This window comes from Rhodococcus oryzae, assembly GCF_005049235.1.
Taxonomy (GTDB): domain Bacteria; phylum Actinomycetota; class Actinomycetes; order Mycobacteriales; family Mycobacteriaceae; genus Rhodococcus_G; species Rhodococcus_G oryzae.
In genome coordinates this window covers 342257-369139 of sequence record NZ_SUMD01000004.1, presented here as the reverse complement: position 1 = coordinate 369139, position 26883 = coordinate 342257, and the positions used below count along the sequence as shown (strand labels likewise).

General features: G+C 69.2%; 1 protein-coding gene. It reads right to left on the bottom strand.

Features of this window, described 5'->3' with window-relative positions; translation table 11 throughout:
• Positions 1 to 15 precede the first annotated feature (15 nt).
• Positions 16 to 26883 (bottom strand): non-ribosomal peptide synthase/polyketide synthase, encoded by a 26868-nt coding sequence (locus tag FCG67_RS10685; protein WP_136909610.1) that lies wholly within the window; start codon positions 26881 to 26883, stop codon positions 16 to 18.

Sequence of the window (26883 nt, the reverse complement as noted above, 5' to 3'; positions counted from 1 at the left end):
ACCGCCGAAGTTTCGTCAATGCGCGGAGAGGTACTCCTCGAGTGCCGGACCGACCACGGCCAGCGACTCGGGTTCGATCATCTGGTTGTGACCGCAGTCCACTTGGACCTCACGGATTCCGCCGGTGACTGCCGGACGCCACTCCTCCGGGGAATGCGCGCCGTTCCCGGAAGCGCCTGCCGCACTGAAGAAGAGCAGGTCGCCGTCGAAGACCGCGGGATGGAATCGGTCCATGATCTCCGCAGAGTTGGTGAAACCGGCGCTGATCCGCTCGAGGTGCGCGGCGGTGAGGCCGGTGTGCTGGCCGAGGGACTCGTCGAGCAGTTCGACCGCCCGCGCGTAGGTCAGCTCCTCTCCCTCCGGGGTGCGGAGGTCGAGCCCGAGGCCCTGTAACAGCTCCTCGACGGTCAACACCTGCGGGATCCCGTCGGCGGTGACATAGCTGTCCATGATCGCCAGCGTCGCCACCTCGTCGCCGTCCTGCCGAAGCTCCACGGCCATGGCGTGCGCGATCACGCCGCCGAGGGACCAGCCGAGCAGGTGGTACGGGCCGTGGCCCTGGACCGCGCGCATCTCCTGCACGTACCGGTGTGCCAGTTGCTCGATCGACTCGAAGCGTGGCCCCCCGCTGATGAGTGGCAGCTGCAGGCCGAACGCGGGGCGGTCCTGGGCGAGGTGCTGAACCAGCCCGGCGTATCCCCAACTCAGGCCGATTCCGGGGTGCACGCAGAACAGGGCCGGCTTGGTGCCGCTCGGCCGCAGCGGGATCACCACCTGCAGAGCCTCATCGGCGGCCGACTGCGTCGACTCCTCGTCGAGGCGGTGCGCGAGCCCGGCCGGGGTCGGATCGAGGAAGATCGACTGCAGTTGGATCCGGTCCCCGAACCGCGCGCGGAGCTCGGTGACGACCCGGGTGGCCACGATCGAGGTGCCTCCGAGGTCGAAGAAGCTGTCGTCGACGCCGACGCGTTCGACGCCGAGCACCTCGGCGTAGGCCTCGGTGATCGCCAGCTCGCTCGGTGTTGCCGGCGCGCGGTACTCGTCGGCGCGTGCACCGAACTCGGGTGTCGGCAGTGCCTTTCGATCGAGCTTGCCGACGGGCGTCATCGGGATCGTGTCGAGGACCACGACGGCCGACGGCACCATGTGGGCGGGCAGGCGGCCCGAGGCGAAGGACCGAACCTGGGCGGGCACCAGGGTGCGTCCCTCCACCGGGTGCACGTAGGAAGCGAGCAGGGTGTCCCCGGACGGCCCGGTCCGACCGATGGTGGCCGAGAACGCGATGTCTGGGTGGTGCGTCAGCACGGTGTCGATCTCGCCGAGCTCGATGCGGAAGCCGTGCACCTTCACCTGGAAGTCGCTGCGGCCGATGTACTCGATCGTGTGATCTCCGGTGCGGGGGTCACGCTGCCAGCGGACGATGTCCCCCGTGCGATACATCCGCTGCCCCGGATCGCCGAACGGGCTCGCCACGAAGCGTTCGGAGGTCAACCCGATCCGGTTGTGATAGCCCCGGGCCAGCCCGAGACCGAGGATGTACATCTCGCCCGGAACCCCGACCGGTACCGGCTGCAGGTGAGCGTCGAGCACGACCTCGCCGAATCCGATGGCCGGATTGCCGATGTTGACCGGCACGCCACTCTCCATCGGGTCGCTGACGCTGGCCTGGATGGTGGTCTCGGTCGGCCCGTAGCCGTTGAACATCCGGCGCCCCCGCGCCCAGACGTCCACCAGGTCTGGCGGGCACGCCTCCCCTGCGACTGCGAGGACCTCCAGCCCCGTCAGATCGCGGTCCTCCATCGACGCCAGGGCGGTCGGGGTGATGAAGGCGTGGGTGACATGCTCGCGGCGGAGCAGGTCCTCGAGATCGGGGCCGCCGTACACGGTGGGCGGCACGATCACCACGCCCGCAGAGGTGCCGAAGGCCATCATCAGCTCGAACACGGAGGCGTCGAAGCTCGGGGACGCCAGGTGCGAGACCCGCGACCGCTCGGTGACACCGAACCGGCTGTGTTCCTCCGCGGTGAGGTTGGCGATGCCCTGATGCGTGACGATGACGCCCTTGGGCAGACCGGTGGATCCGGAGGTGTAGATCAGATATGCCGGGTGGGCGAGGTGCAGGGGGACGGTCCGGTCCGCGTCGGTGACCGGCGCCGCCGACATCGCGGACATCGCCGCGAGGAAGTCGGGGGCGTCCATCACGAGCCACGGAATCGTGTCGGGGAGCTGCCCGCGCCGCGATGCGACGGTCAGCCCGACGACGGCACGGGAATCGACGAGCATGTACTCGATTCGTTCCGGCGGATAGGTCGGATCGACGGGTACGAACGCGGCGCCTGCCTTCGCCACCGCCCAGATCGACACGATCTCTTCGATCGAGCGGGGCAGGCCGAGCGCGACGAAGGTCTCCGGGCCGACCCCTGACTTTCGCAGCACCCGGGCCAACCGGTTCGACCGCTCGTCGAGTTCGCGATAGGTCAGGTGCTCATCCTCGAAGGACAACGCGAGCGACTCGGGTGCCGCGGCCGCGGCGGCGGACAGGATGTCCGGCCACAGCTGCGGCGCACCCCCCTCGGGTCCGAGCGCCGGTGCCATATCGGACATCTCGACCTCGCCGAGGATGCCGATGTTGCCGATCGCCCGGTGCGGGTCGGCGGTCACCGCATCGAGAACCCGGACGAAGCGGTCCGCGAAGGCGCGCACGGTCTCGGGGTCGAACAGGTCGGTGGCGTAGTCGATACCGCCGCGCACTCCCGCGGGTGTGCCGTCCGCCGCGACGTTCTCGGCGAGGATCAGCTCCAGGTCCTCCTTCGCCACCCGGATGTCGAGGTCGACACCGTCGACGTCGAGACCGGGGAGCGCCAGATGCGGCCGCTCTGTGTTCTGGAACTCCAGCGCGACCTGGAAGAGGGGCTGGTAGGACGTGGATCGGGCAGGGTTCAGCGCCTCGACGATCCGCTCGAACGGGAGGTCCGCGTGCGCGAACGCCGCGAGGTCCGTCTCCCTGGCGGATTCCAGGAGCTCGAGGAAGCCGGCATCGGGGTCGACGTGGGTCCGCAGGACGAGGGTGTTGACGAACATGCCGATCATCTCGTCGAGTTCGGCCTCGCCCCTACCGGCGATCGGGGTACCGATGGCGACGTCGTCGGTGTCGCCGAGCCGGGCCAGCAGGACCGCGAGCGCCGCGTGCATCACCATGAAGACGGTCGAATTGTTCGCCCGCGCCAGGTCGCCGATGCGGGCGTGCAGACCGGCGTCGATCGCGAACTCGACGCGGTCGCCGCGGAAGGTCTGCTGCAGCGGACGCGGGCGGTCGGTCGGCAGCGCGATCACGTCCGGCAGGTCCGCGAGATTCTGGTTCCAGTATTCGAGTTGTGCGGTGATCAACGACGCCGGATCGTCCTCGGCGCCGAGCATGCGGTGCTGCCAGAGGGTGTAGTCGGCGTACTGGACCGGCAGCGGGTCCCATCCCGGTGCCGAGCCGTTCACCCGGGCGTTGTAGGCGACCATCACGTCCCTGGCGAGCGGCCCGAGGGAGGAACCGTCGGCGCAGATGTGGTGCACCACGATGGTCAGTACGTGTTCGAGCTCGCCCAGTCGGAGCAACGCGGCCCGCACCGGTACCGCGGCGGTGACGTCGAAGCCTGCGCCCGCGAGTTCGATGATGCGCGAGTTCAGTTCGGTGTCGGTGACGGAGATCGTCGTCAGTGCGGGCAGGACCTGGTCGGTGGGCACCACGAGCTGTGTGGGTTCGCCGTCGTGGACGGGGAACATCGTGCGCAGCGACTCGTGTCGGTCGAGCACGTCCCGGATCGCGGCGCCGAGCGCCTCGGTGTCGAGGTGACCGGACAGCTTCACCGCCAACGGGATGTTGTACGCGGGCGAGGTGGTGTCGAACTGGTTCAGGAACCACATCCGCTTCTGGGCCAGCGACACGGGGATCACCGGCGGTCGCTCGATCGCAGTGAGCGGAGGCCGCGCATCGGTGCCGGTGAGCTCGGGCGAGAGCAGGGCGGCCAGCGCGGTGATGGTCGGCGACTCGAAGAGCGCACGGACGCCGATCTTCGCCCCGAGCGCGGTCCCGAGGCGTGCCGTGACGCGGGTGGCGATCAGCGAGTTCCCGCCGAGGTCGAAGAAGCTGTCGTCGACGCCGATCCGATCGACACCGAGGACCGCGGCGAACACCTCGGCGATGGTGCGTTCGAGCGGGGTGCTCGGTGCGCGGTATTCGGTGGTGGTGCTGAGGAACTCGGGCTCCGGCAGCGCCGAGCGGTCGAGCTTGCCGACATGGGTCAGCGGGATCTCGTCGATCAGGACGATGCTCGACGGCACCATGTGGGACGGCAGCCGGCCCGCCAGGTGCTCGGCCAACGCCGGTACCCGCACCGGTACGTCCGCCGTCGGTACCACGTAGCTGGCCAGCACGGTGTCGCCGGCGGGACCCGCCACGCCGACGGTCACCGCGAAGCTCACCCCGGGGTAGGCCATGATCTCGGAGTCGATCTCGCCGAGCTCGATCCGGAAGCCACGCACCTTAAGCTGGAAGTCGCTGCGCCCGATGTACTCGACCGTGCGCTCGCCTGACCCGGGCTCTACCCGCCAGCGGACGATGTCGCCGGTGCGGTACATCCGGTCTCCCGGTTCCCCGAACGGGTTCGCCACGAATCGGCCCGCGGTCAGGGCGCCCCTCCGGTGGTACCCGCGCGCCAGCCCGACCCCCGCGATGTACAGCTCGCCGGGCACCCCGGCGGGGACCGGCCGCAGGTACCTGTCCAGCACGACCTCGGACACACCGCGGATCGGTCCGCCGAGCGTGATGGGCTCACCCACCGTCATCGGGTCGCTGATATTGGTCATGATCGTGGTCTCGGTCGGGCCGTACCCATTCGTCAGCTTGCGTCCGGGTGCCCAGCGCGTGACCAGTTCCGGCGGGCAGGCCTCGCCCCCGAAGACGACGTGCTGGAACTCGACCAGCCCGCCCGGATCCACCGTCGCAAGCGCGGCGGTCGTCACGAATGCATGGGTGACACCCTCGACCTTGATGAGGTGCGCGAGCTCGGCGCCGCCGTACACGGACTGCGGCGCGATCACCATCGTCGAACCGAGCCCGAACGCCAGCAGGTATTCGAAGACCGCGCCGTCGAAGCTGGGCGTCGAGAAGTGGAGGGTCCGGGACATCGGCGTCAAGGCGAGCCGTTCCCGCTGATCGGTGGCGATTTGATCCAGGCCGGCGTGCGTGATCACCACGCCCTTGGGCGTTCCGGTCGAACCCGACGTGTAGACGACGTAGACGGCGTTGTTCATGCTGATCGGCGAGACCCGGTCCGCGTCGACCACCCGCCGGGTGGACTGGGTCGCCAGTTCGGCGCTGCAGTCGGGCCCGTCGAGGAGCAGCCAGGGCACCGAGCCGGGCAGCCGATCATGATCCGCGGTCATGGCGAGTCCGATGGTGGCGCCGGAGTCGGCGAGCATGTGTTCGATCCGGTCCTGCGGGTAGTTGGGGTCGACGGGTACGAACGCGGCACCCGTCTTGGCCACCGCCCAGACCGCGAGCACGGATTCGACAGATCGCGGGATTCCTAGGGCGACATAGGTTTCCGGTCCCGCTCCCCTCGCGATAAGCAGGCGCGCCAACTGCGTCGAACGCAGATCGAGCTCGAGATAGCTGACGTGGTTTCCCTCGAAGGACAGAGCCCTGGCCTCGGGACTCGCGGCCGCCGCATCCTCGAACAACTCGGGCAGCGTTCGGACAGAGCCGCCCGCCCTGCCGTTGACCGGGACCAGCGTCGCGCGCTCGTCCTCGGCCAGCAGGTCCACCCGGGCGAGAGGCAGGTCCGGGTTGGTGGCCATCGCGACCAGTACCCGCCGCAACCGGTCCGCGATGGACTCCACGGTGCTGACATCGAATGCCTCGGAAAGGTACTCGAGCTTCAGGTGCAGGCTCTCCTCGCCGGAGACCACCACCCCCAGCGGGTAGTGCGCCGAATCCCGCCCGTCGAATCCCGCGATGCGCATGCCCGCGATATCGGTCTGTTCGGTCAGGCCGGCGCGGTCGATCGGGTAGGACTCGAACACGGTGAGGGTGTCGAACGCGGCGGCGGGTGCGGCGACCTTCTGGATGTCCGCCAGTCCGAGGTAATGGTGGTCGAGCAGCGCGACCTGCTCGTGCTGAACCCGGTCCAGCAGTCCCCCGAGACTCTCGTACGGATCGAGGATGACCCGGACCGGCAGGGTGTTGATGAACAGACCGACCATCGACTCGATGCCGGGGATCTCCGGCGGCCTGCCCGAGACCGTGCTGCCGAACACTACGTCGTCGCGGCCGGTCAGCGCGCCGAGCACGATTCCCCATGCGGCCTGGAGCATCGTGTTGAGCGTCAGTCCGCGTTCGCCCGCCACCAGGCGCAGCAGGCTGGTCTCTGCTTCGGACAGCGTCAGCCCGATCTCCTGACTGTCGGACCGCGGACGCCCGTCCTTCGCGGGCGCCAACACCGTCGGTTCCTCGACGTCCGAGAGTGCTTGCCGCCACGCCTCCATCGACTGATCGACGTCGCGCCGGGACATCCACACCAGGTACTCGCGGTAGGGATGCACGGGCGGCAGTGCCGAGGCGTCCCCGTCGGTCGCATACAGGGTCAGCAGGTCCCGGATGACGAGCGGTGTCGACCAGCCGTCGAGCAGGATGTGATGGTTCGTCAGCGTCAACCGGTACTCGTTCTCGTCGAACTTCACGAGCAGCAGGCGCAGGAGCGGCGCGGACGTCATGTCGAACCCCGTCGCCCGGTCGGCCGCCACGATCGCGGCATGGGCGTCGTCGCGGTCCTCGGACGACGTCTCGGCGAGATCGATTTCGCGCCAGGGTAGCTCGACGTGGTCCGCGATGACCTGGACGGCGACACCGCCCTGTTCGGCGACGAACGCTGCCCGCAGGTTGGGATGCCGATCGAGCAGCGCCTGACCAGCCCTGCGGATGCGGTCCTGGTCGACCGTGCCCCGCAGGGTCATGGTGAGTTGGACGAGATACGGATCGACCGACACGTCCGACATCTGTGCGTGGAAGAGCAGTCCGGACTGCAACGGGGACAGCGACCAGACGTCGGTGAGGCCGGGGAACCGGCCCTCGAGTCGCTCGATGGTGTCCTGTTCGAGGTCGACCAGGGGGAGGTCCGACGGCGTGAGCCCGCCCGCGGTCGGCGCCGCGGCGTGCCGGGCCAGCGCGGTCAACGCCTCGGCCCACAGGTCCGCCAGCTCGCGGACTTCGAGGGCGCGCAGGACCCGCGTCGGGAACGACCAGGTCGCGCGCAGCCGCGGACCGTCCGCGGAACCGAGGGTCAGCGCGTTGATGTCCAGGACCGACGCAACCGGCATCTGCTTGCTCGGGGCGTCGTCGAGGTCGGTGTCGGTGACCGGGGTCCAACCGGTTCCGGGGTCCAGCGTCCCGGCTCCGTCCGTCATCCGGCCGAGGTAGTTGAAGCTGATCTGCGGCGCAGGCAGTTCGCGCAATTCGGCCTGGTGTTCGCTCAGGTACCGGAGCATCCCGAACCCGATGCCGTGATCGGGTATCGAGAGCAACCGCTCCTTCACGACCTTCACCGCGGTGCCCGCATCCGGCCCGCCTGCGAAGGCGTCGTCGAGATCGATGTCGGACAGGTCGAGCCGGACCGGGAAGATCGTGGTGAACCAGCCAATCGTCCGCGACAGATCGGCGCCCGCGATCACGTGATCCTCGCGGCCGTGGCCCTCCAGATTGACCACCGTCGCCGACACCTCTTCGCCGCGGGCGGAGCGCCACCGGGACACGGCCATCGCCAGCGCGGTGAGCAGGCTGTCGTTGACGCTGCCGTGGAATGCCTCCGGAAGCCGCGTCAGCAGCGACTCCGTGACCTCGCTCGGGAGCTCGACGGTGATCTTCTGCACGGTCTCGTTGGTGTCGACCGCCGGATCCAGTGCGCGCGAACCGATCACCGGATCCGGACCGGCCAGCATCCGTCGCCACAGGTCCATCTCCCCGGACCTGGTCGCGCTCGCCTCGGCCAGGGCGTGCGTCCAGCGGCGCATCGAGGTCCCCACCGCGGCCAGGACGGGGTCCTGACCCACGCGGATCTGCGCCCATGCCGACGCCAGGTCCGGCACCAGCACCCGCCACGACACCCCGTCGATCACCGAGTGGTGCACGACCATCAGCAGTCGGCCCGGGGCATCGGGTTCGCCGCAGTCCGAGGGGTCGAACCAGACCACCTGCAGCATCGTTCCGGCCCACGGGTCGAGCCGGTCCGCCGCCTCGTCGAGTTCGGCCGCCGCGATCGCGGAGAACTCGGGGCCTTCGACGCCTGCGACCGCGACCCTGCGCAGTACCGATGCGGCGGGCACCGACCCCGGTTCGGCGACGGTCATCGCCGGTTCGCGGTCGGGATCGCGCTGGATCAGCCTGGACCGCAACATGTCGTGGTGGTCGAGCACCGCCTGCAGTGTGCGCTCGACGGTGTCCGCGTCCGCCCCGGGCGGCAGCGTCAGCAGTGCCGTCTGGGTGTAGCGGTGAATGTCTCCCGCGACTCCGGCCCGGTCGGTCAGCCAGTGCATGATCGGGGTCAACGGCAGGTCGCCGACTCCCCCGCCCGCGAGCTCGTCGAGCACGATCGCGTCCCCGACCTCGGCCGACTCGGCCACGACGGCGAGGGCGGCGACCGTCTTGTGTTCGAAGACCTCCCGCGGCGAGATCGTGACACCGGCAGCCTTGGCCCGGGACACGAGCTGGATCGACATGATGCTGTCGCCGCCGAGCGCGAAGAACGAATCCTCCACACCCACCGAGTCCAGACCGAGCACCTCGGCGTACAGGGCCGCCAACACGGTCTCGGTCTCGGTGCTCGGCGCGCGGCCGGTATGGACCCGGGTCGCGAAATCCGGTTCGGGCAGTGCCTTCCTGTCCAGTTTGCCGTTCGCGGTCAGCGGGAGTTCGTCGATGACCAGCACCGCCGCGGGCACCATGTGCGAGGCCAGTTGAGTGCCCGCGAACTCGAGCACCTCGTTCTCGTCCGGGTGTACCCCGGGCTCCGGGACCACGTAGGCGATCAACCGGTTGCCCCGCGGTTCCTCGCGCACAAGGGACACGGCCTGCGCGACGCCCGGGAAGCGCAGCAGGACCGCCTCGATCTCGCCGAGCTCGATCCGGAACCCGCGGATCTTCACCTGGAAGTCGCTGCGGCCCAGGTACTCCAGTTGGCCATCCCGATTCCAGCGGGCCACATCACCGGTTCGGTACATCCGTGCACCGGGGGCACCCATGGGATCTGCGACGAACCGCGCGGAGGTCAGTGCAGCCCGGCCGAGGTAGCCACGCGAGACCTGATCTCCCGCGACGTACATCTCCCCCGTCACCCCTGGCGGGACCGGGTGCAGTCGTTGATCCAGAACCGACACCCGCAGACCGGGGATCGCCCTGCCGATGACGGACGCGGAAGCGTCGGCGGCGTAGGCGCGGTCGAGTGGGAGGTGGCTGACATGCACCGTGGTCTCGGTGATCCCGTACATGTTGACCAGCGCCGGTGCACTGTCGCCGTGCCTGCCGTACCAGCGGCCGAGCTGACCGAGGTCGAGCGCCTCACCACCGAAGATCACGTAACGCAACGCCAGAGCCGGCGTGTCTCCCGTGGCCAGCCGGTCCGCCTCGACCAGCTGGTAGAACGCGGTCGGCGTCTGGTTGAGCACCGTCACCCGCTCGCGCCGTAAGAGTTCGAGGAACATCTCCGGCGCTCGGGCGGTGAAGTAGTCGACGACAACCAGGGTGCCGCCGTACAGGAGCGGGCCCCACAGCTCCCAGACCGAGAAGTCGAATGCGTAGGAGTGGAACATCGTCCACACGTCGGACTCGTCGAACCCGAACTTCTCCTCGGTGTTCGCGAAGAGGGTGAGCACGTTTCGGTGCGAGACGACGACGCCCTTCGGTCGCCCGGTCGACCCGGACGTGTAGATCACGTAGGCGGCGTCCGCCGGGTCGAGCGGGGCCAGCCGATCGGTGTCGGTGACGGGCGCGCCCGATTCCGTGGCAAGTCGGGTGGTCAGCTCATCCGAATCCAGCACCAGGAGGGGCACGTCGGTGTCGGGCAGGCGTTCGAGGTCGGACCCGGTGGAGATCACGCAGATCGGATCCGCGTCCTCGAGCATGAAGGTCAGCCGGTCGGCCGGGTACGTCACGTCGACGGGCAGATAGCCGGCGCCGGACTTGACCACGGCCAACAGCGCCACGATCAGGTCGTTGGTGCGCGGCAGCGCGACCGCGACGAGGGACTCGGGTCCGGCTCCCCTGCCGATCAGGACCCGCGCGAGCCGGTTGGTCCGGTCGTCGAGTTCCGCATAGGTCAGGGTTTCACCGTCGCAGGACACGGCGACCGCTCCCGGCCGCCGGGCGACCGTGCTCGCGAATCGATCGACCAGGGTGCCCGTCGGCGCAGGCACGCCCGCGACGTTCCAGAGCGAGGTCATCGCGTCGCGCTCGGCCGGGGCGGTGATCTCGATGTCCCCGATCGCGCGGTCGGGATCCATCGTGACCGATTCGAGGAGGTCGCACAGTCGACGCGCGAAACCGTGCACGGTGGCCGGATCGAACAGATCGTCGGCGTAGGTGAACATCGCCGAGATGCCGGCCGGGCTCCCGTCCTCCCCGTACCGCTCGGCGAGTGTCAGCTGCAGGTCGAACTTGGCGACGGCCAGGTCGGGATCGATTCCGTCCGCGGTCAGTCCGGGCAGCTCCAGGTGGGGCGGCTCGTTGTTCTGGAACTCGAGCAGCACCTGGAACAACGGCGAGTGCGCGGTGGACCGTTCGGGGGCGAGCGCCTCGACGAGCCGCTCGAACGGCAGGTCCGCATGCGCGAACGCGGCCACGTCCACCTCGCGGACGTTGTCGAGGAGCTCCCCGAACGATGCCCGCGGATCCACCTCGCTGCGCAGCACGAGGGTGTTGACGAACATGCCGACCAGGTCGTCGAGCGCAGCCTCGCCGCGTCCCGCGATCGGGGTGCCGACGGCGACGTCGGTGGTTCCCGAGAGCTTCGCGAGCAGCAGCGACAGCGCAGCATGGCCGGCCATGAACATCGTCGAGTTGTGTCGCCGTGCCAGGTCGACGAGGGCCAGGTGCACCTCCGGGGGCACGGTGAACTCGAATCGTTCGCCGTGGAAGCTCTGGTAGGCCGGTCGCGGTCGATCGGTCGGCAGCGCGATCACCTCGGGCACCCCCGAAAGGACTTCCGTCCAGTGGTCGAGCTGGCGCGCGAGCAGGGACTCGGGGTCGTCCTCGGAGCCGAGGACGCGGTGTTGCCAGAGCGCGTAGTCGGCGTACTGGACCGGCAGCGGGGACCACGGTGCCGTGGCACCCGACACCCGCGCGGTGTAGGCGGCCATCACGTCCCGGGCCAGCGGGGACATCGAGAATCCGTCGGCGCTGATGTGGTGGACGACGAGCACCAGGACGTGCTCGTCGGGGCCGATGCGCAGCAGGGCCGCGCGCACGGGCACCGCGTCGGTGACATCGAACCCACCCGAGATCAGGTCGGAGATGCGCTGCGGCAGTTCGGACTCGGTGGTGTCGATTGCGGTGAGGTCCGGAACAGCGGCTGCCGCGGGCACGATCACCTGGGTGGGCTGGCCGTCGACCATAGGGAACAGGGTGCGCAGCGATTCGTGCCGGTCGACGACGTCGGCAACGGCTTCGCGCAGCGCGTCGGTGTCGAGGTGCCCGGTCAGGCGTACGGCGAGCGGGATGTTGTACGCGGCGGACTCGGTGTCGAACTGGTTGAGGAACCACATCCGCTGCTGGGCCAACGACAGTGGGAGTCGTTCGGGCCGATCGGTCGCCTCGAGCGGTTGGCGCCGGTGCTCACCGTCGGACAGCGCGACCCGCTGTGCGAGGGTGCCTGCGGTGGGTGCCTCGAACAGGGCGCGGACGCTGAGGTCGATCTCGAGTGCGGACGACAGCCGCGCGGTGACGCGGGTCGCGCTCAGCGAGTTGCCGCCGAGGTCGAAGAAGCTGTCGTCCAGGCCGACGCGGTCGAGACCGAGGACCGTGGCGAAGACATCGGTGATGGTGCGTTCGAGCGCCGTGGTCGGCGCCCGGAACTCGGTGGTCGGGGCGAACTCCGGCACGGGCAACGCGGCGCGGTCCAGCTTGCCGACGGGGGTCAGCGGGATGTCGTCGAGGATCATCACGCTCGAGGGCACCATGTGCGAGGGCAGCCGGGTCGAGAGGAACTCGCGGACCTCGGCCGGCTCGATCCGGTGTCCGGCGGCCGGCAGCACGTACGAGGCCAGAACGGCGTTGCTCGCCGATCCGTGCCCGATCGTCACGGAGAAGTCGATGCCCTCGTGCTCGCCGAGTGCGCTGTCGATGTCGCCGAGCTCGATGCGGAACCCGCGGACCTTCACCTGGAAGTCGCTGCGTCCGATGTACTCGATCACGAGTCGGCCGGATTCCGGGGAGCGCCGCCACCGAACGACGTCGCCGGTGCGGTACATCCGTTCGCCGGGGCCGCCGAACGGATTCGCCACGAATCGACCGGCGGTGAGGCCGGTGCGACGGTGATAGCCGAGCGCCACGTTGTGCCCCGCGATGTACAGCTCGCCGGGTACCCCGATCGGGACCGGACGAAGGAAGGCGTCCAGCAGGATCTCCTGGATCCCGCGCAGCGGTCCGCCGATGGTGACCGGCTCGTCCACCGACACCGGATCGCTGAAGTTCGTCACGATCGTGCCCTCGGTGGGGCCGTACGCGTTCCACAGTCGGCGCCCGGGAGCCCAGCGCGGCACCAGCTCCGGTGGGGCGGCCTCACCGCCGAACAGCACGTCCTGGAAGTCGTCCAGACCGGCGGGGTCCATCCCCGAGAGCGCCGAGCTGATGATGAAGCCGTGGGTGACCCGTTCCTGCTTGAGCAGCCGGGCCAGTTCGATCCCGCCGTAGACCGTGGGCGGCACGATCACCAGCGTCGCGCCCGCGCCCGCGGCCAGCAGGTACTCGAAGACCGACGCGTCGAAGCTGGGACTGGCGAAGTGCAGGGTGCGTGATCCCGAGGTCGGGGTGAACAGGTCGTGCTGCACGGCGACGAGCTTCTCGAACGACCGGTGCGAGACCACCACGCCCTTCGGGAGCCCCGTCGAGCCGGACGTGTAGATCACGTACGCGATGTCGTCGACCCGCAGGACGCGCGGGCGATCGGCGTCGGTGACCGCGGCCGTCGACCTGCCGTCGAACTCGGCCGAGGCCTCCGGATTGTCGATGACCGACCATGCTGCCGTCCCGGGCAGCCGGTCGCGGTACTCGGCGATGGTCAGTCCGAAGGTCGCGCCGGAGTCGGTGAGCATGTGCTCGATCCGGTCTGGCGGGTAGTTCGGGTCAACCGGGACGAAGGTCGCTCCCGTCTTGGTGATCGCCCAGACCGACATGACCGATTCGAGTGAGCGCCTGATCGCGAGGGCGACAACCGAACCCGGCCCGAGGCCCCGCGCGAGGAGACTCCTGGCGATCTGATTGGACCGCTCGTCGAGTTCGCGATAGGACATCTCGCGGCCGGCCATCGTCAGCGCCACCGCGCTGGGGTCGATCCCCGCGCCGTCCGTGAACAGCTCGGGCAGCGTCCGTGCACTCTCGATCGCACCGCCGTCGACCGGGAGCAGTTCGATTTCCTCCTCGGGTGAGAGCAGCCGCAGCCGGGACAGCGGCAGGTCCGGGGTGTCGGCGAAGGCGTCCAGCACCATTGCGGTGCGCGCGGCGATGGTCTCCGCGTCCGCGCGCTCGAACAGATCCGGGAAGTACTCGACCTTGAGCCGCAACTGCTCCTCCGCGGAGGCGACCAGGGCCAGCGGATAGTGGGCGGCATCGTTGATCTCGGGGATCCCGAGCACGCGCAGCCCGGCGATGTCGACATCGGCGGTCAGCGCCGCCCGGTCGAACGGATACGACTCGAAGACGGTCAACGTGTCGAAGGTGGCCGCGGGTCCCGCCGCGTCCTGGATGTCGCTGAGTCCGAGGTAGTGGTGATCGAGCAGGGCGGTCTGCTCGTCCTGGATTCGGCTCAGCAGCTCGCCGAGGTTCTCGAACGGGTCGAGGGTGATCCGGACGGGCAGCGTGTTGATGAACAGGCCGATCATCGACTCGATGCCGGGGATCTGCGGGGGTCGCCCGGAGACGGTGCTCCCGAAGACCACGTCGTCGCGTCCCGTCAGCTCGGCGACGATGATGCCCCAGGCGGCACGGATGAGCGTGTTCAGCGTGAGCCCGCGCTCGCGGGCCACGGCGCGCAGGCGCTGCGTCCGTTCGACCCCCATCTCGACGAGAACCGAGAGCGCGCTGTCCCACTGCAGCCTGGCGCGGTCCAACGGCGCGACGAGCGTGGGTTCATCGACTCCGGCGAGAGCCTGCATCCACACGTCCATCGACTTCTCGGAATCGCGCTGGGACAACCACTTCAGGTAGTCCCGGTATGCATTGGCCCGAGGCAGCGTCGTCGCGTCGCCGTCGGTCGCGTACAGGGCCAGCAGTTCCCGCAGCATCAGCGGCGCCGACCAGCCGTCGAGCAGGATGTGATGGTTCGTCATCACCAGTCGGTGGGTGTCGGGGCCGGTCCGGATGAGCAGGAATCGCAGCAGCGGCGGCGATTCCATGTCGAATCCGTGGTGCCGGTCCTCGTCGAGGACGCGTGCGACCTCGGCCTCACGATCCGCGTCGTCGAGCGCCGTCAGGTCGAGCTCGGTCCACGGCAGCTGCACGTGCCGGTGCTGCACCTGCACGGTCACACCGTCGATGTCGGCGATGAAGGACGTGCGCAGGTTCGGGTGCCGGTCGATCAGGGCCTGGCCCGCCCGCCAGATGCGTTCGGGGTCCGCGCCCCGAACATCCAGCGCGAGTTGCACGGTGTACTGATCGACCGACTTCTCGGCCAGCAGCGCGTGGAAGAGCAGTCCGGTCTGCAGCGGCGACAGCGACCAGATGTCGGCGAGGTCGGGGTAGCGGTCCTCGAGTCGTTCGATGGTGGCCTGCTCGAGGTCCACCAGGTCGAGGTCCGACGGGGTGAGCCCGCCCGCGGTGGGGGTGGCGGCGTGCCGCGTCAGCGCGGTCAGCGCCTCGGCCCACAGGTCCGCGAGATCGATTGCCTCCGCGGCGGTGAGGACCTCGCCGGGGAATGTCCAGGTGGACCGCAGGCGAGGGCCGTCGGGGGTTTCGGTGGTGACCGCGTTGATGTCCAGGGCAGCTGACGGTGGCATGTCGACGGTTCCGACCAGGTCCAGATCGGTGTCCGCGACCGGGCTCCACCCGATGCTCGGCCCGTCGTCGGTGCCGCCCGCGGTCAGGCGTCCGAGGTAGTTGAAGCTGATCTGCGGCGTCGGCAGCTCCCCCAATTCGCCTGCGTGCTCGCTCAGGTACCGCAGCATGCCGAAGCCGATGCCGTGGTCGGGGACCGCGAGCAGTTGTTCCTTGACCGCCTTCACCGCGGCACCGGCATCGCGGCCGCCAGCGAAGGCGTCGTCGAGATCGATGTCGGACAGCTCGAGCCGCATGGGGAAGACCGTGGTGAACCAGCCCACCGTGCGCGACAGGTCGGCGCCGGCGGCCACCTGATCCTCGCGGCCGTGCCCTTCGAGGTTGACCACCGTCGCGGTCGCATGCACTCCGCGGTCGCGACGCCACCGGGACACGGCCATTGCCAGCGCGGTGAGCAGTCCGTCGTTGACGCTGCCGTGGAACGCCTCGGGGATCCGTGTGAGTACCGCGTCCGTGACCTCGGTTGACAGCTCGACGTTGATCTTCTGCACGGTCTCGTTCGTGTCGACCGCGGGATCGAGTGCACGCGAACCGATCACCGGGTCGGTCCCGGAGAGCATCTCGCGCCAGCGGACCAGCTCTCCGGTCCTGCTCTCGCTTTCCTGCACGAGGGCGTGCGCCCAGCGCCGCATCGAGGTCCCCACCGGGTCCAGCTCCGGATCCTGACCCGCGCGGATCTGCGCCCATGCCGACGCCAGGTCCGGCACCAACACGCGCCACGACACCCCGTCGATCACGGCGTGGTGGACCACCATCAGGATTCGGCCGACGCCCGCGCCGGAATCGAGCCACACGACCTGCATCATGACGCCCGCGGCCGGGTCCAGCCGCTGCTCGGCCGCCTCGAACTGCGCGATCACCTCAGCGTCGAATTCGGGATCCTCTGGTGTTGCGGCCACCTCGATCCGGCGGATGAGGTCGGCGGCGTCGACGGACCCCGGCTCGGCCACCTCCATCCCCGCGTCCGCACGCGTGTCCGGACCGGCTGCCCGGGTGGTGTGCAACCTGGCCCGCAACATGTCATGCCGATCGAGCACGGACTGGAGCACGCGGCCGAGTTCCCCGGTGTCGGTGAGGTCCTCGGGAGCGATGAGCAGAGCGGACTGGGTGAGCCGGTCGAAGTTGCCGCCGCGTTCGAGCAGCCAGGCCACGATCGGGGTCAGGGGCATCTCGCCGACGCCGCCGCCTGCCAGCTCCTCGAGGGTGACGGCCTCTGAGGTCTCGCCGAGTCCGGCGACCAGGGCCAGCTTCGAGACGGTCTTGGCTTCGAACACGTCTCGCGGGGTCAGCACCACACCGGCGGCCTTGGCCCGCGACACGAGCTGGATCGACATGATGCTGTCGCCGCCGAGCGCGAAGAACGAGTCGTCCACGCCCACCGCGTCCAGACCGAGCACGTCGGCGAACAACGTCGCCAGGACGGCCTCGAGTTCGGAGTCCGGCGCCCGGCCGGGTGTGGCGAGGGCACCGAAGTCCGGCTTCGGCAACGCCTTCCGATCGAGCTTGCCGACCGGGGTGAGCGGCAGGCCGTCGAGCACGATCAGCGCGGCGGGCACCATATAGGGCGCCAGGATGCCGCTGACGAACGAGAGGATCGAGGCCTCGTCGAGCTCCACCCCTGGCTCGGGGACCACGTAGCCGACCAGCCGGCCGGGGCCGGAGCCGTTCGAGTGCGCGGTCGCGACCGCGCTGGATACGCCCTCGTAGCTGGCCAGCGCCGCCTCGATCTCGCCGAGCTCGATCCGGAACCCGCGGATCTTGACCTGGAAGTCGGTGCGGCCCAGGTACTCGAGGTCGCCCACCGGCACGGTTCCGTCGGCCCCCACGGGGTCGCCGACCGCGCGAACCCACCGGACCAGGTCCCCGGTCCGGTACATCCGCTCCCCCGGTCCGCCGAACGGGTTGGCCACGAACCTGTCGGAGGTGGTGCCTGCGCGATTGCGGTAGCCGTGTGCGAGCGAGGGCCCGCTGATGTACAGCTCGCCCGGGACCCCGCGCGGCACCGCTCGCATCCTCGCATCGAGAACCAGCAGGCCGCAGCCCCGGATCGGCCGCCCGATGACCACCGGGTCGCCGGGGCTCATCGGCGGGCTCACGGTCGCCACGACCGTCGCCTCGGTCGGGCCGTAGCCGTTGAACATCCGTCGCCGGGCCGTGACCCACTTGCCGACGAGGTCCGGAGGGCAGGTGTCGGCGCCGGTCACCACGCAGTCCAGGTCGTCCAGTTGGTGCGGATCGACCGATTCCAGTGCGGCTGGGGTGACGAAGGCGTGTGAGACCCGGTCGCGGCGGAGCAGGTCGGCGAGTTCGGTTCCACCGTAGATGCCCGGTCGGGCGACGACCATGGTCGCGCCCGCGCCGAACGCCATCACCAACTCGAGGACCGACGCGTCGAAACTCGGCGAGGCGAGATGCAGCGTTCGCGACGACGGGGTGATGGTGAACCGGTCTCGCATCGAGGCCGCGAGGTTGGCCAGCCCTCGGTGCGGGACGACGACGCCCTTCGGCGTGCCCGTGGACCCCGACGTGTAGATCACGTACGCCGGGTGATCGAGCGTCAGCGGGGCGATCCGGTCGGTATCGGTCACCGTCGCGGCCGCTGCGGCGGCCAGTCCCGCCTGCACGTCCGGCGCATCGAGTACGAGGTATCGGGCGAGCGTGGGCAGCCGCCGGCCGTACTCGGTGACCGTGAGGCCCACGGTTGCGCCGGAGTCGGCGAGCATGTGCTCGATCCGCTCCGCCGGATAGTCCGGGTCGACGGGGACAAAGGCGGCACCCGTCTTCGCCACGGCCCACACCGACAGCACCGACTCGACCGACCTGGGTATCGCGATCGCCACCACGGAACCCGGACCGACGCCCTCCGCAATCAGGATGCGGGCCAGCCGGTTCGCCCGCTCGTCGATCTCGCGGTAGGTCAGCTGATGATCCTCGGTGATCAGCGCGAGCGAGTCGGGTTCGAGCTCGAGCGGGGCGGCGAGGATCTCGGGAAGGGTGCGCGCGGGCACGGACGCCGGACCGCGTGCTGGGGCAAGCGCCCTGAGTTCGGCGGCATCGAGCAGATCGATGTCTCCGATCGCGACGGTGGGATCGGCGGTGACCGCGGCGAGGATCGCCACCAGCCGCCGACCGAACCCGGCGACGGTGGCGGGGTCGAAAAGGTCGGTCGCGTAGGTGAACCCGGCGGAGATGCCCGCGGGTGCCCCCGTCTCGTCGAACTCCTCGGTGCAGGTGAGCTGAAGGTCGAAGTTGGAGATCTCCGTGCCCAGATCGATGCCCTCGACTGTCAGGCCCGGCAGCTCCAGTCGCGCCCGTTCGTTGTTGCGGAACTCGAACACCACTTGGAAAAGCGGTGTGTAGGAGGTCGAACGCTCCAGTGACAGGGCGTCGACCAGACGCTCGAACGGCAAGTCCGCGTGATGGAAGGCGCGCAGGTCGGTCTCGCGGGTCCGTGCCAGCAGGTCGGCGAAGCTGGTGTCGCTCCCCACCCTGCTCCGCAGTGCCAGGGTGTTGACGAACATGCCGACCATGTCGTCGAGGGCGGCCTCGCCGCGGCCCGCGATGGGGGTGCCGATCGGCACGTCGTCGGTGTCGCACGAGCGCGCGAGCAACACCGCGAGTGCCGCATGCACGGCCATGAACACGCTGGAACTGTGTTCGCGGGCCAGGCGCACCAACTGCTGGTGAACCTGCTGGTCGACGGCGAATTCCTGCACGGCTCCGCGCATCGACGGGACCTGTGGCCGCGGGCGATCGGTCGGCAGCGCCAGCAGCTCCGGCATGCCGTCGAGCTCCCGTCGCCAGTGGTCGAGCTGAATCGAGAGCAGGCTGCCCGGATCCGTGAAGTCACCGAGTACCCGGTGCTGCCACAGTGTGAAGTCGGCGTACTGGACGGGAAGCGGCGCCCACTGCGGGCCGTGCCCGTCGGAGCGGGCGGTGTACGCGACCATCAGGTCCCGCGCGAGGGGGGCCAGCGAGAATCCGTCCGCGCAGATGTGGTGCACGACGAGGGAAAGCACGTGCTCATCGGGGCCCGTTCGGAACAACCCTGCGCGCAACGGAACCGCGGCCGTCACATCGAAACCGGAGCCTGCCAGCGCGGCGATACGGGTGTCGAGGTCCGCCGCGAGCACCTCCTCGGTGGGAAGGTCCGGCAAAGCCTCGGAGGTCGACACGATGACCTGGGTCGGTTCGCCGTCCACGGACGGAAAGAGCGTTCGCAGCGATTCGTGCCGCTCGAGTACGTCCGTCACGGCCGCCCGCAACGCGTCCTCGTCGAGCCGTCCGGTCAGCCGCACCGCCATCGCCACGTTGTAGGCAGGCGAATCGGTGTCGAACTGGTTGATGAACCACATTCGCTTCTGGGCCAGCGAAACCGGCACCGGGGCGGGGCGTGCCCCCGCGACCAGTTCGGGCCTGCCGCTCTCGTGGGAGGCCTGGGATTCGATGCGGGCCGCCATGCCCGCCACCGTCAGGGAGTCGAAGACCTCACGCACCCCGAGCTGCGACCCGAGCGCCGAGTTGGCGCGCGCGACGAGCCTGGTGGCGATCAGCGAATTCCCACCCAGATCGAAGAAGTTGTCGAGCACCCCGATCCGCGGCCTGCCGAGGAGGTCCGCGGTGATCGTCGCGAGGATCTCCTCGATCGGGTTGCGCGGTGCCAGGTATTCCGCGCCGGAGACCAGGAAATCGGGTGCGGGCAGGGCCTCTCGATTGAGCTTGCCGGTCGCGCCGAGCGGGAACTCGTCGAGCACCATGATCTGCGCCGGCACCATGTAGCCGGGCAGTAGCTTCCCCAGGGACTCCCGCAGTTCGGTCGTGTCCACCTCGGCGCCGGTTTCCGCGATCACGTAGCCGACCAGGCTCTCCCCGGTGATGGGGCTCTCGTGCACGACCACCACGGCCTGCGCCACCGCGGGGTCGACGAACATGGCCGACTCGACCTCGCCGAGTTCGATTCGCAGCCCGCGGAGCTTGACCTGGAAATCGGATCGACCGATGTACTCCAGCGATCCGACGGCCTCCCAGTTGCGCCGCCACCGGACCACATCACCGGTCCGGTACATCCTCTCGCCGGGGGCGCCGAAGGGACTGGCCACGAATCGGTCCGCGGTGAGCCCACTGCGGCCCACATAGCCGCGGGCCAGCTGGCTACCGACGAGGTAGAGCTCGCCGGGGATCCCGAGCGGAACCGGGTGCAGACGCGAGTCGAGGACGTACACGCCGGTGTTCCACACCGGTGCGCCGATCGGCACGGTGACACGGTCGTATTCGCTGCACTCCCACGAGGTCACGTCGACCGCGGCCTCCGTGGGGCCGTAGAGATTGTGAAGGTCCGCACCGTTGAACCGGCGGAAGGCATCGGCGGTGGCGGGCGGCAGCGCCTCGCCACTGCAGAACACCCGGCGCAGCGAGGTGCACCGCGCGGGCTCGGCCTCCGAGGTGAACGCGGCCAGCATCGAAGGCACGAAGTGCATGGTGGTGACCTGCTCGGCCTCGATGATCCGAGAGAGATAACCGGGGTCACGATGTCCGTCGGGTGCCGCGACGACCAACCTTGCGCCGGTCTGCAACGGCCAGAAGAACTCCCACACGGACACGTCGAACGTCGCAGGGGTCTTCTGCAGGACCGCATCGGTCGGATCGAGACCGTAGGTCTCCTGCATCCAGATCAGGCGGTTCACGATGGCCCGATGGGTGACCGCGACACCCTTCGGTCGGCCGGTGGAGCCGGAGGTGTAGATGACGTAGGCGGTGTTTCCGGGTCGCAGCGGTGTGGACCGGTCGGCGTCGGTGATCGGAGCCGTCGAGTGTCGGGACAGGTCGATCGAATCGATCTGCAGCACCTCGACGGTGCTGCGCAGTTCGGCCTGGTCGGCCGCGGTGCTGAGCACGCACACGGGTGCGGAACTGTCGAGCACGTACTCGGTTCGGGCCGCGGGGTGGTCGGGGTCGAGCGGAACGTACGCGCCGCCGGCCTTGACGATCGCGTGGATGCCGATCACGAGTTCGGTGGAGCGCCGGATGGCCACGGCCACGCGCGATTCGGGCCCGACACCACGGGAGATCAGCTCTCTGGCCAGCTGATTGACCCGCGCGTCGAACTCTGCGTAGGTGAGTCGTTCGGAGTCGACCACGAGGGCGACCGCGTCCGGCGTGCGCGTCGCCTGGTCGTCGAGGAGCCCGACGAGCGTGGTGTCGGGGACCAGGGCGGCGGTGTTGTTCCATCCCTCGAGCACCCGCTCCCGCTCGTCGGCACCGAGCAATACGATGTCGCCGACCGTCGCGTCGGCATTGGCGGTCACCGCCTCGAGGATCCGGACGAACCGCTCGGCCAGCCCGGACATCGAGGCGGGGTCGAACAGGTCACGGGCATAAGAGAACTGGGCGGTGATCGGCCCGGGTTCGCGCTGTCCGGCGCGACCGGATGAGTCCGCGTCCTCCCAGTTCTCCGTGAGGATCACCTGGAGGTCGAACTTGGCGGTCTGGGTGTCCACATCGCTGACCCGCACGTCGAGGCCGGGCAGCTCGAGTTCGGTGCCCTCGAGGCCCTGCAGGACGAGCATCACCTGGAACAGCGGCGAATGCGCGGCGGAGCGATTGGGGTGCAGCGCCTCCACCAGCAGTTCGTACGGGAGGTCGGTGTGTCCGAAGGCCTCGAGGTCGGTCGTGCGGGTCTGGGTGATCAGGTCCGAGAAGGTGCCGCCGACGTCCACCTGCGTTCGCAGCACGAGGGTGTTGACGAACATGCCGACCACGTCGTCGAGCGCAGCCTCGCCGCGACCGCCGACCGGGGTGCCGATGGAGATGTCGGTCGAATCGCTCGCCCTCGCCAGCAGCACCGCGAGCGCTGCGTGCAGGATCATGAACAGGCTGGCGTTCCGCGCTCCTGCGATCTCGAGCAGCCCGCGATGCAGGTGCGCCGGAATGGTGAAGTCGACGACGCCACCGCGAACGGTCGGCTGCGCGGGCCGAGGTCGATCGGTTGGCAGTTCGAGCAGCTCCGGTGCGCCGTCGAGGGCATGTGTCCAGAAGTCGAGCTGCCGCGAGAGCCGGCTCTCCGGATCGTGTTCGGAGCCGAGGATCTCGCGCTGCCACACCGCGAAGTCCGAGTACTGGACCTCCAGTGGCGTCCAATCCGGTGCCCGACCCGCCGTACGGGCGACATATGCGGTCATCACGTCGCGCGCGAGCGGCGGCATCGACAACCCGTCCGCTGCGATGTGGTGGGCCACGATGACAAGGACGTGCTCGGTGGGGCCGGTGCTGAGCAGCCTGATCCGGACCGGAAGGTCCTCGGCGACGTCGAATCCCGCCGTCGCGATCAGCTTCAGGCGCTCGTCGAGCTCGGCCTCGCCGGTGGCGGTCACCTCGAGATCTGGGATTGCCCTCTCGGCGGGGAGCACCACCTGGACCGGGCCGTCCTCGCTGTTCGGGAAGACGGTGCGCAGCGATTCGTGCCGGGTGAGGACGTCGACGAGCCCCATCCGGAGCGCGGCCACGTCCAGCTCGCCCGACAGGGACACGGCGATCGGGATGTTGTAGGCGGCCGAGGAGGTGTCGAGTTGATTGACGATCCACATCCGTTGCTGGGCCAGCGATACCGGCACCGGACCGGAATGCGGTACCGCCCGCAGGACGGGTCCAGGCGCGGTGCGCACGCCGCCTGCCCCGATTCGCTCCGCGAGGCCCGCGACGGTCGGTGCCTCGAACAGGTCGAGCACCCCGATCTCGGTGCCGAGGGCTGCGTTGATCCGGGTCACCACCTTGGTGGCGACCAGTGAGTTGCCACCTAGATCGAAGAAGCTGTCGTCGACGCCGATTCGCTCGCGCTGCAGCACGCCCGCGAGGACCGCCGCGATCGCCTCTTCGGTCTCGCCCCTTGGCGCCCGGTATCCGGCGACGCTCCCGTCGAAACGGGGCGCGGGCAGAGCGTTTCGGTCCACCTTGCCCGCCGGGGTCAAGGGCACCTCGTCGAGGACGGTGATGCTGGCGGGCACCATGTGTGCAGGCAGCGCGGCCGCGGCCTGGGCGAGGACCCCGGGTTCGTCGACCTCGCGTCCCGGTTCGGGCACGAGGTAGCTCACCAGCACGGTGTCGCCCGAGGGGCCCGGGTGGCCGGTGGTCAGCGCGAAACCGACGCTCGGGTGCGAGCGCAGCACCGCGTCGATCTCCCCGAGCTCGATCCGGTAGCCCCTGATCTTGATCTGGAAGTCGGTGCGCCCCAGATACTCGACGGAGATCCCGCCACCGGTGTCCGTCCACCGCACCAGGTCACCGGTGCGGTACATCGGTGCACCGGAGCGCGAGTGCGGGTTCGCGACGAATCGCTCGGCGGTGGTCGTCGGTCGCCGGTGGTAGCCCCTGGCCACCCCGGGACCGCAGATGTACAGCTCACCGGGTACACCGACCGGGACCGGGTTCAGGCGGGAATCGAGCACCATCAACCCGAAGCCGACGAAGGGGCGGCCGATGGAGACCCTATCCCCGGGTGCCAACGGTGCGCTGGCGCTGGCGATGATGGTGGCCTCGGTCGGGCCGTACCCGTTCAACAGCGTCCGGCCTGGGCCCCACTGTTCGACGAGTGCCGGTGGGCAGACGTCTCCGCCGGTGAGGATGCACTCGATGTGGTCGAGTCCTGCCGGGTCGACCGAGGCGAGTACGGCCGGGATGACGAACGCGTGCGTGACCCGCTCGCGGCTGAGCAACTCGGCCAGTTCGGCACCGCCGTACAGAGTGGACGGGGCGATGACCATCGTCGCACCGGCGCAGACGGTCATGAACAGCTCCATGATCGACGCGTCGAAGCTGGGCGAGCTGAAGTGCAGGGTCCGCGATTCGGGCGTGACGGCGAACCGCTCGCGAGCATCGGCGGCCAGGTTCGCCAGGGCTCGGTGGGTGACGACAACGCCCTTGGGCAGGCCGGTCGACCCGGACGTGTAGATCAGGTATGCCGCATGGTCGATCCGCAGTGGGCCGGTGCGGTCCGCATCGGCGATCGGCGCCGTCGACTGCGCGGACCACAGGCGACCCAGTTCGGGGTCGTGCAGATCCAGCCACGGCGTGGTGTCGGACCGTTCGCCGTCGCCTGCGGCGAGTCCGAGGACCGCGCCGGAATCGGTGAGCATGTGCGCGATGCGGTCCGGCGGATAGTTGGGGTCGATCGGCACGAAGGCTGCGCCGGTCTTGGCGACCGCCCACAGCGCGAGCACCGAGTCGATCGACCTGACGATCGACAGCGCGACAACGGATTCCGGGCCGACCCCGCGACCGATCAGCAGACGTGCCAGCTGGGTGGACCGATCGTCGAGTTCGCGATAGGTCAGGCTGGTGCCCTCGAACCTCATGGCGTCGTTGTCGGGTGCGATCGCGGCGGCCGCGGAGAGGAGGTCGGGCAGTGGCCGTGGCGGGACTCCTGGCGCGCCCTGGACGGGTGTGAGGGAGTCGAACTCGGCCGGTCCGAGGAGTCTGATGTCGCCGACCGGCAGATCGGGGTCGGCGGTGGCGCTCTGCAGGATCCGGTCGATCCGGTCCGCGAATTCGGCGATGGTGGTGCGGTCGTAAAGGTCTGTCTGGAAGAGGATGCGGCCCGCTATCCCCGCGGGTTCCCCGGCGTGGGTGGTCAGTTCGGTGAAGACGAGGCGGACATCGACCTCTCCCGTCCCGATCCTCAGGCTGTCCGGGCCGGATTCGGGGTCGCCCTTGTTCCCGAATTCGAAAAGGACCCGGAAGGGCGGTTCCATCGGTCCACCCGCAGCGGCGACCAGTCCCTCGACGACCTTCTCGTACGGAAGATCGGAGTGTCGCAGCGCTATCCGGTCCGAATCCCGGATGGTGGCGAGCTGGTCGGTAAACGTGGAGGCCCCCGAGACCGTGTTCCGCAACACCACCGGGTTGCCCGGGTCGGCGGTGTCGGGTGGCTCGGTCGCCTGCCTGCGGTTGACCACGGTGCCGAGGGCGACGTCGTCGGTGTCCGCGAGCCGGCCGAGCAATACGGCGAGCGCGGTGTGCATCACCGCGAAGACGCTCGAGTCCGACTGCCAGGCCAGGTCTGCCATCCGGCGGTGGATGCGTCGGTCGATCTCGATGTCGACGTGCCCCGTCGGTCCCGACTGCCGTACGGGCCGAGGACGATCGAGGGGAACCGCGGCGGCCGTTGGCAGGTGGGCGAGTGCGCGGGTCCAATAGGCGCGGTCCTCGTTGATCCTGCGTTGGCGGACGCCCGCCTCAGCGCTGGTCGCGTGGATGTCGCCGAGCCGGGTGCTCGGTGTGGCGGCCAGGAACTCCTCTAGCAGCTCGACGAACTGGGCGTGGTGCGTCCGCAGCTCGTCGTCGTCGTATCGGTTCGGGTTGCCGCGGAAGTCGACGAGGGTCCGCTCGTCGGCACCGCTCTTGTAGATGTTGACCAGCAGGTCCTCGACGGGTCCGGAGGTGACGATGTGATAGCCGCCGATGATGGGACCGAGGGTGACCACCTGGTTGAAGAGCATGACGTTGACCATCGGGCCCGCGAGCCCACGCGAGGAGCCGGTCAGCCCGGCATCGCGGCGGATGTCCTCGACGCTGCACCGCTGATGCCGAAGTGCCCCCATGAGCTCGAGCTGGACCCGCCCGACGAGCTCGGTCACGGTGTCGGTTTCGTCCACCGTGATGTGCAGCGGCGCGACGGTGGCGAGCATGCCCCCGGATCGCTGCAACTGTGCCGTCGTCCGGCCGGACACGGGCAGGTTGATCAGGAGGTCGCGCTCGCCTGTCATCCGACCGAGGTAGCAGCCGAAGGCCGCGATGATCACCGCGGCCGAGGTCGCTCCGACCCGGTGGTCCGAGTCCTCCAGTGCGGACAGGCCCGCATCCGACAGGCGAGCACTCACCAGCGAGACACGCGCGGTCGCGGCTGCCTCCCGTTGCGCCAGCGTGGAACCCGACTCGATGCCGACGATGTGTTCCGCCCAGTAATCACGGTCCGCGGTGAATCGGTCGGAACTGCGGTACTTCTGATCCAGGTCGTAGAGGTCGCGCACGGGCAGGGCGCGATTCGGTGGCGGCTCGGTGCCGTTGACCGCCGCCGTGTAGTGTGCCGCGATCCTGTTGATCAGCGTCGCACCGCCGTAACCGTCGAGGACCACATGGTGAATTCGCGCGTACCACAAGTAATCTCGGTCGCCGACCTGGAGGACGGAGGTATCGATCAGTCGGTCACGGGCAAGGTCGACCGGCGTCGTGTACTCCCCCTCGATCCATGCGTGGGCGGCGGCGGTCGGATCGGGTTCCCCACGGAAGTCGATATATCCGGTGGAGGTGTCGCAGTTCGGGTCGATCACCTGATACGGCTCGCCGTCGACGTCCACCATCTTCAGCATCGGGGATTCGAACTCGAGCGCGGTGGCATCGACCGACCGGCGGAGCAGTTCGAGGTCCAGGTCGCCGTGCAGTTCGATGTAGTGCGCGATGAATTCCGGGACGGTAGGGCTGAGTTGCTGTGCGAACCACATGCTCCGTTGGACTGCCGACAGCGGAAATGCCGTGTATTGCCCGTAAGGGTCTTGGGCTGGCCCCTGCGAAGGTGTAGTCGTCAT

Excerpts from the sequence above, each read along its gene's own strand:
- FCG67_RS10685 (WP_136909610.1), bottom strand. The coding sequence starts at position 26,883 with ATGACGACTACACCTTCGCAGGGGCCAGCCCAAGACCCTTACGGGCAA.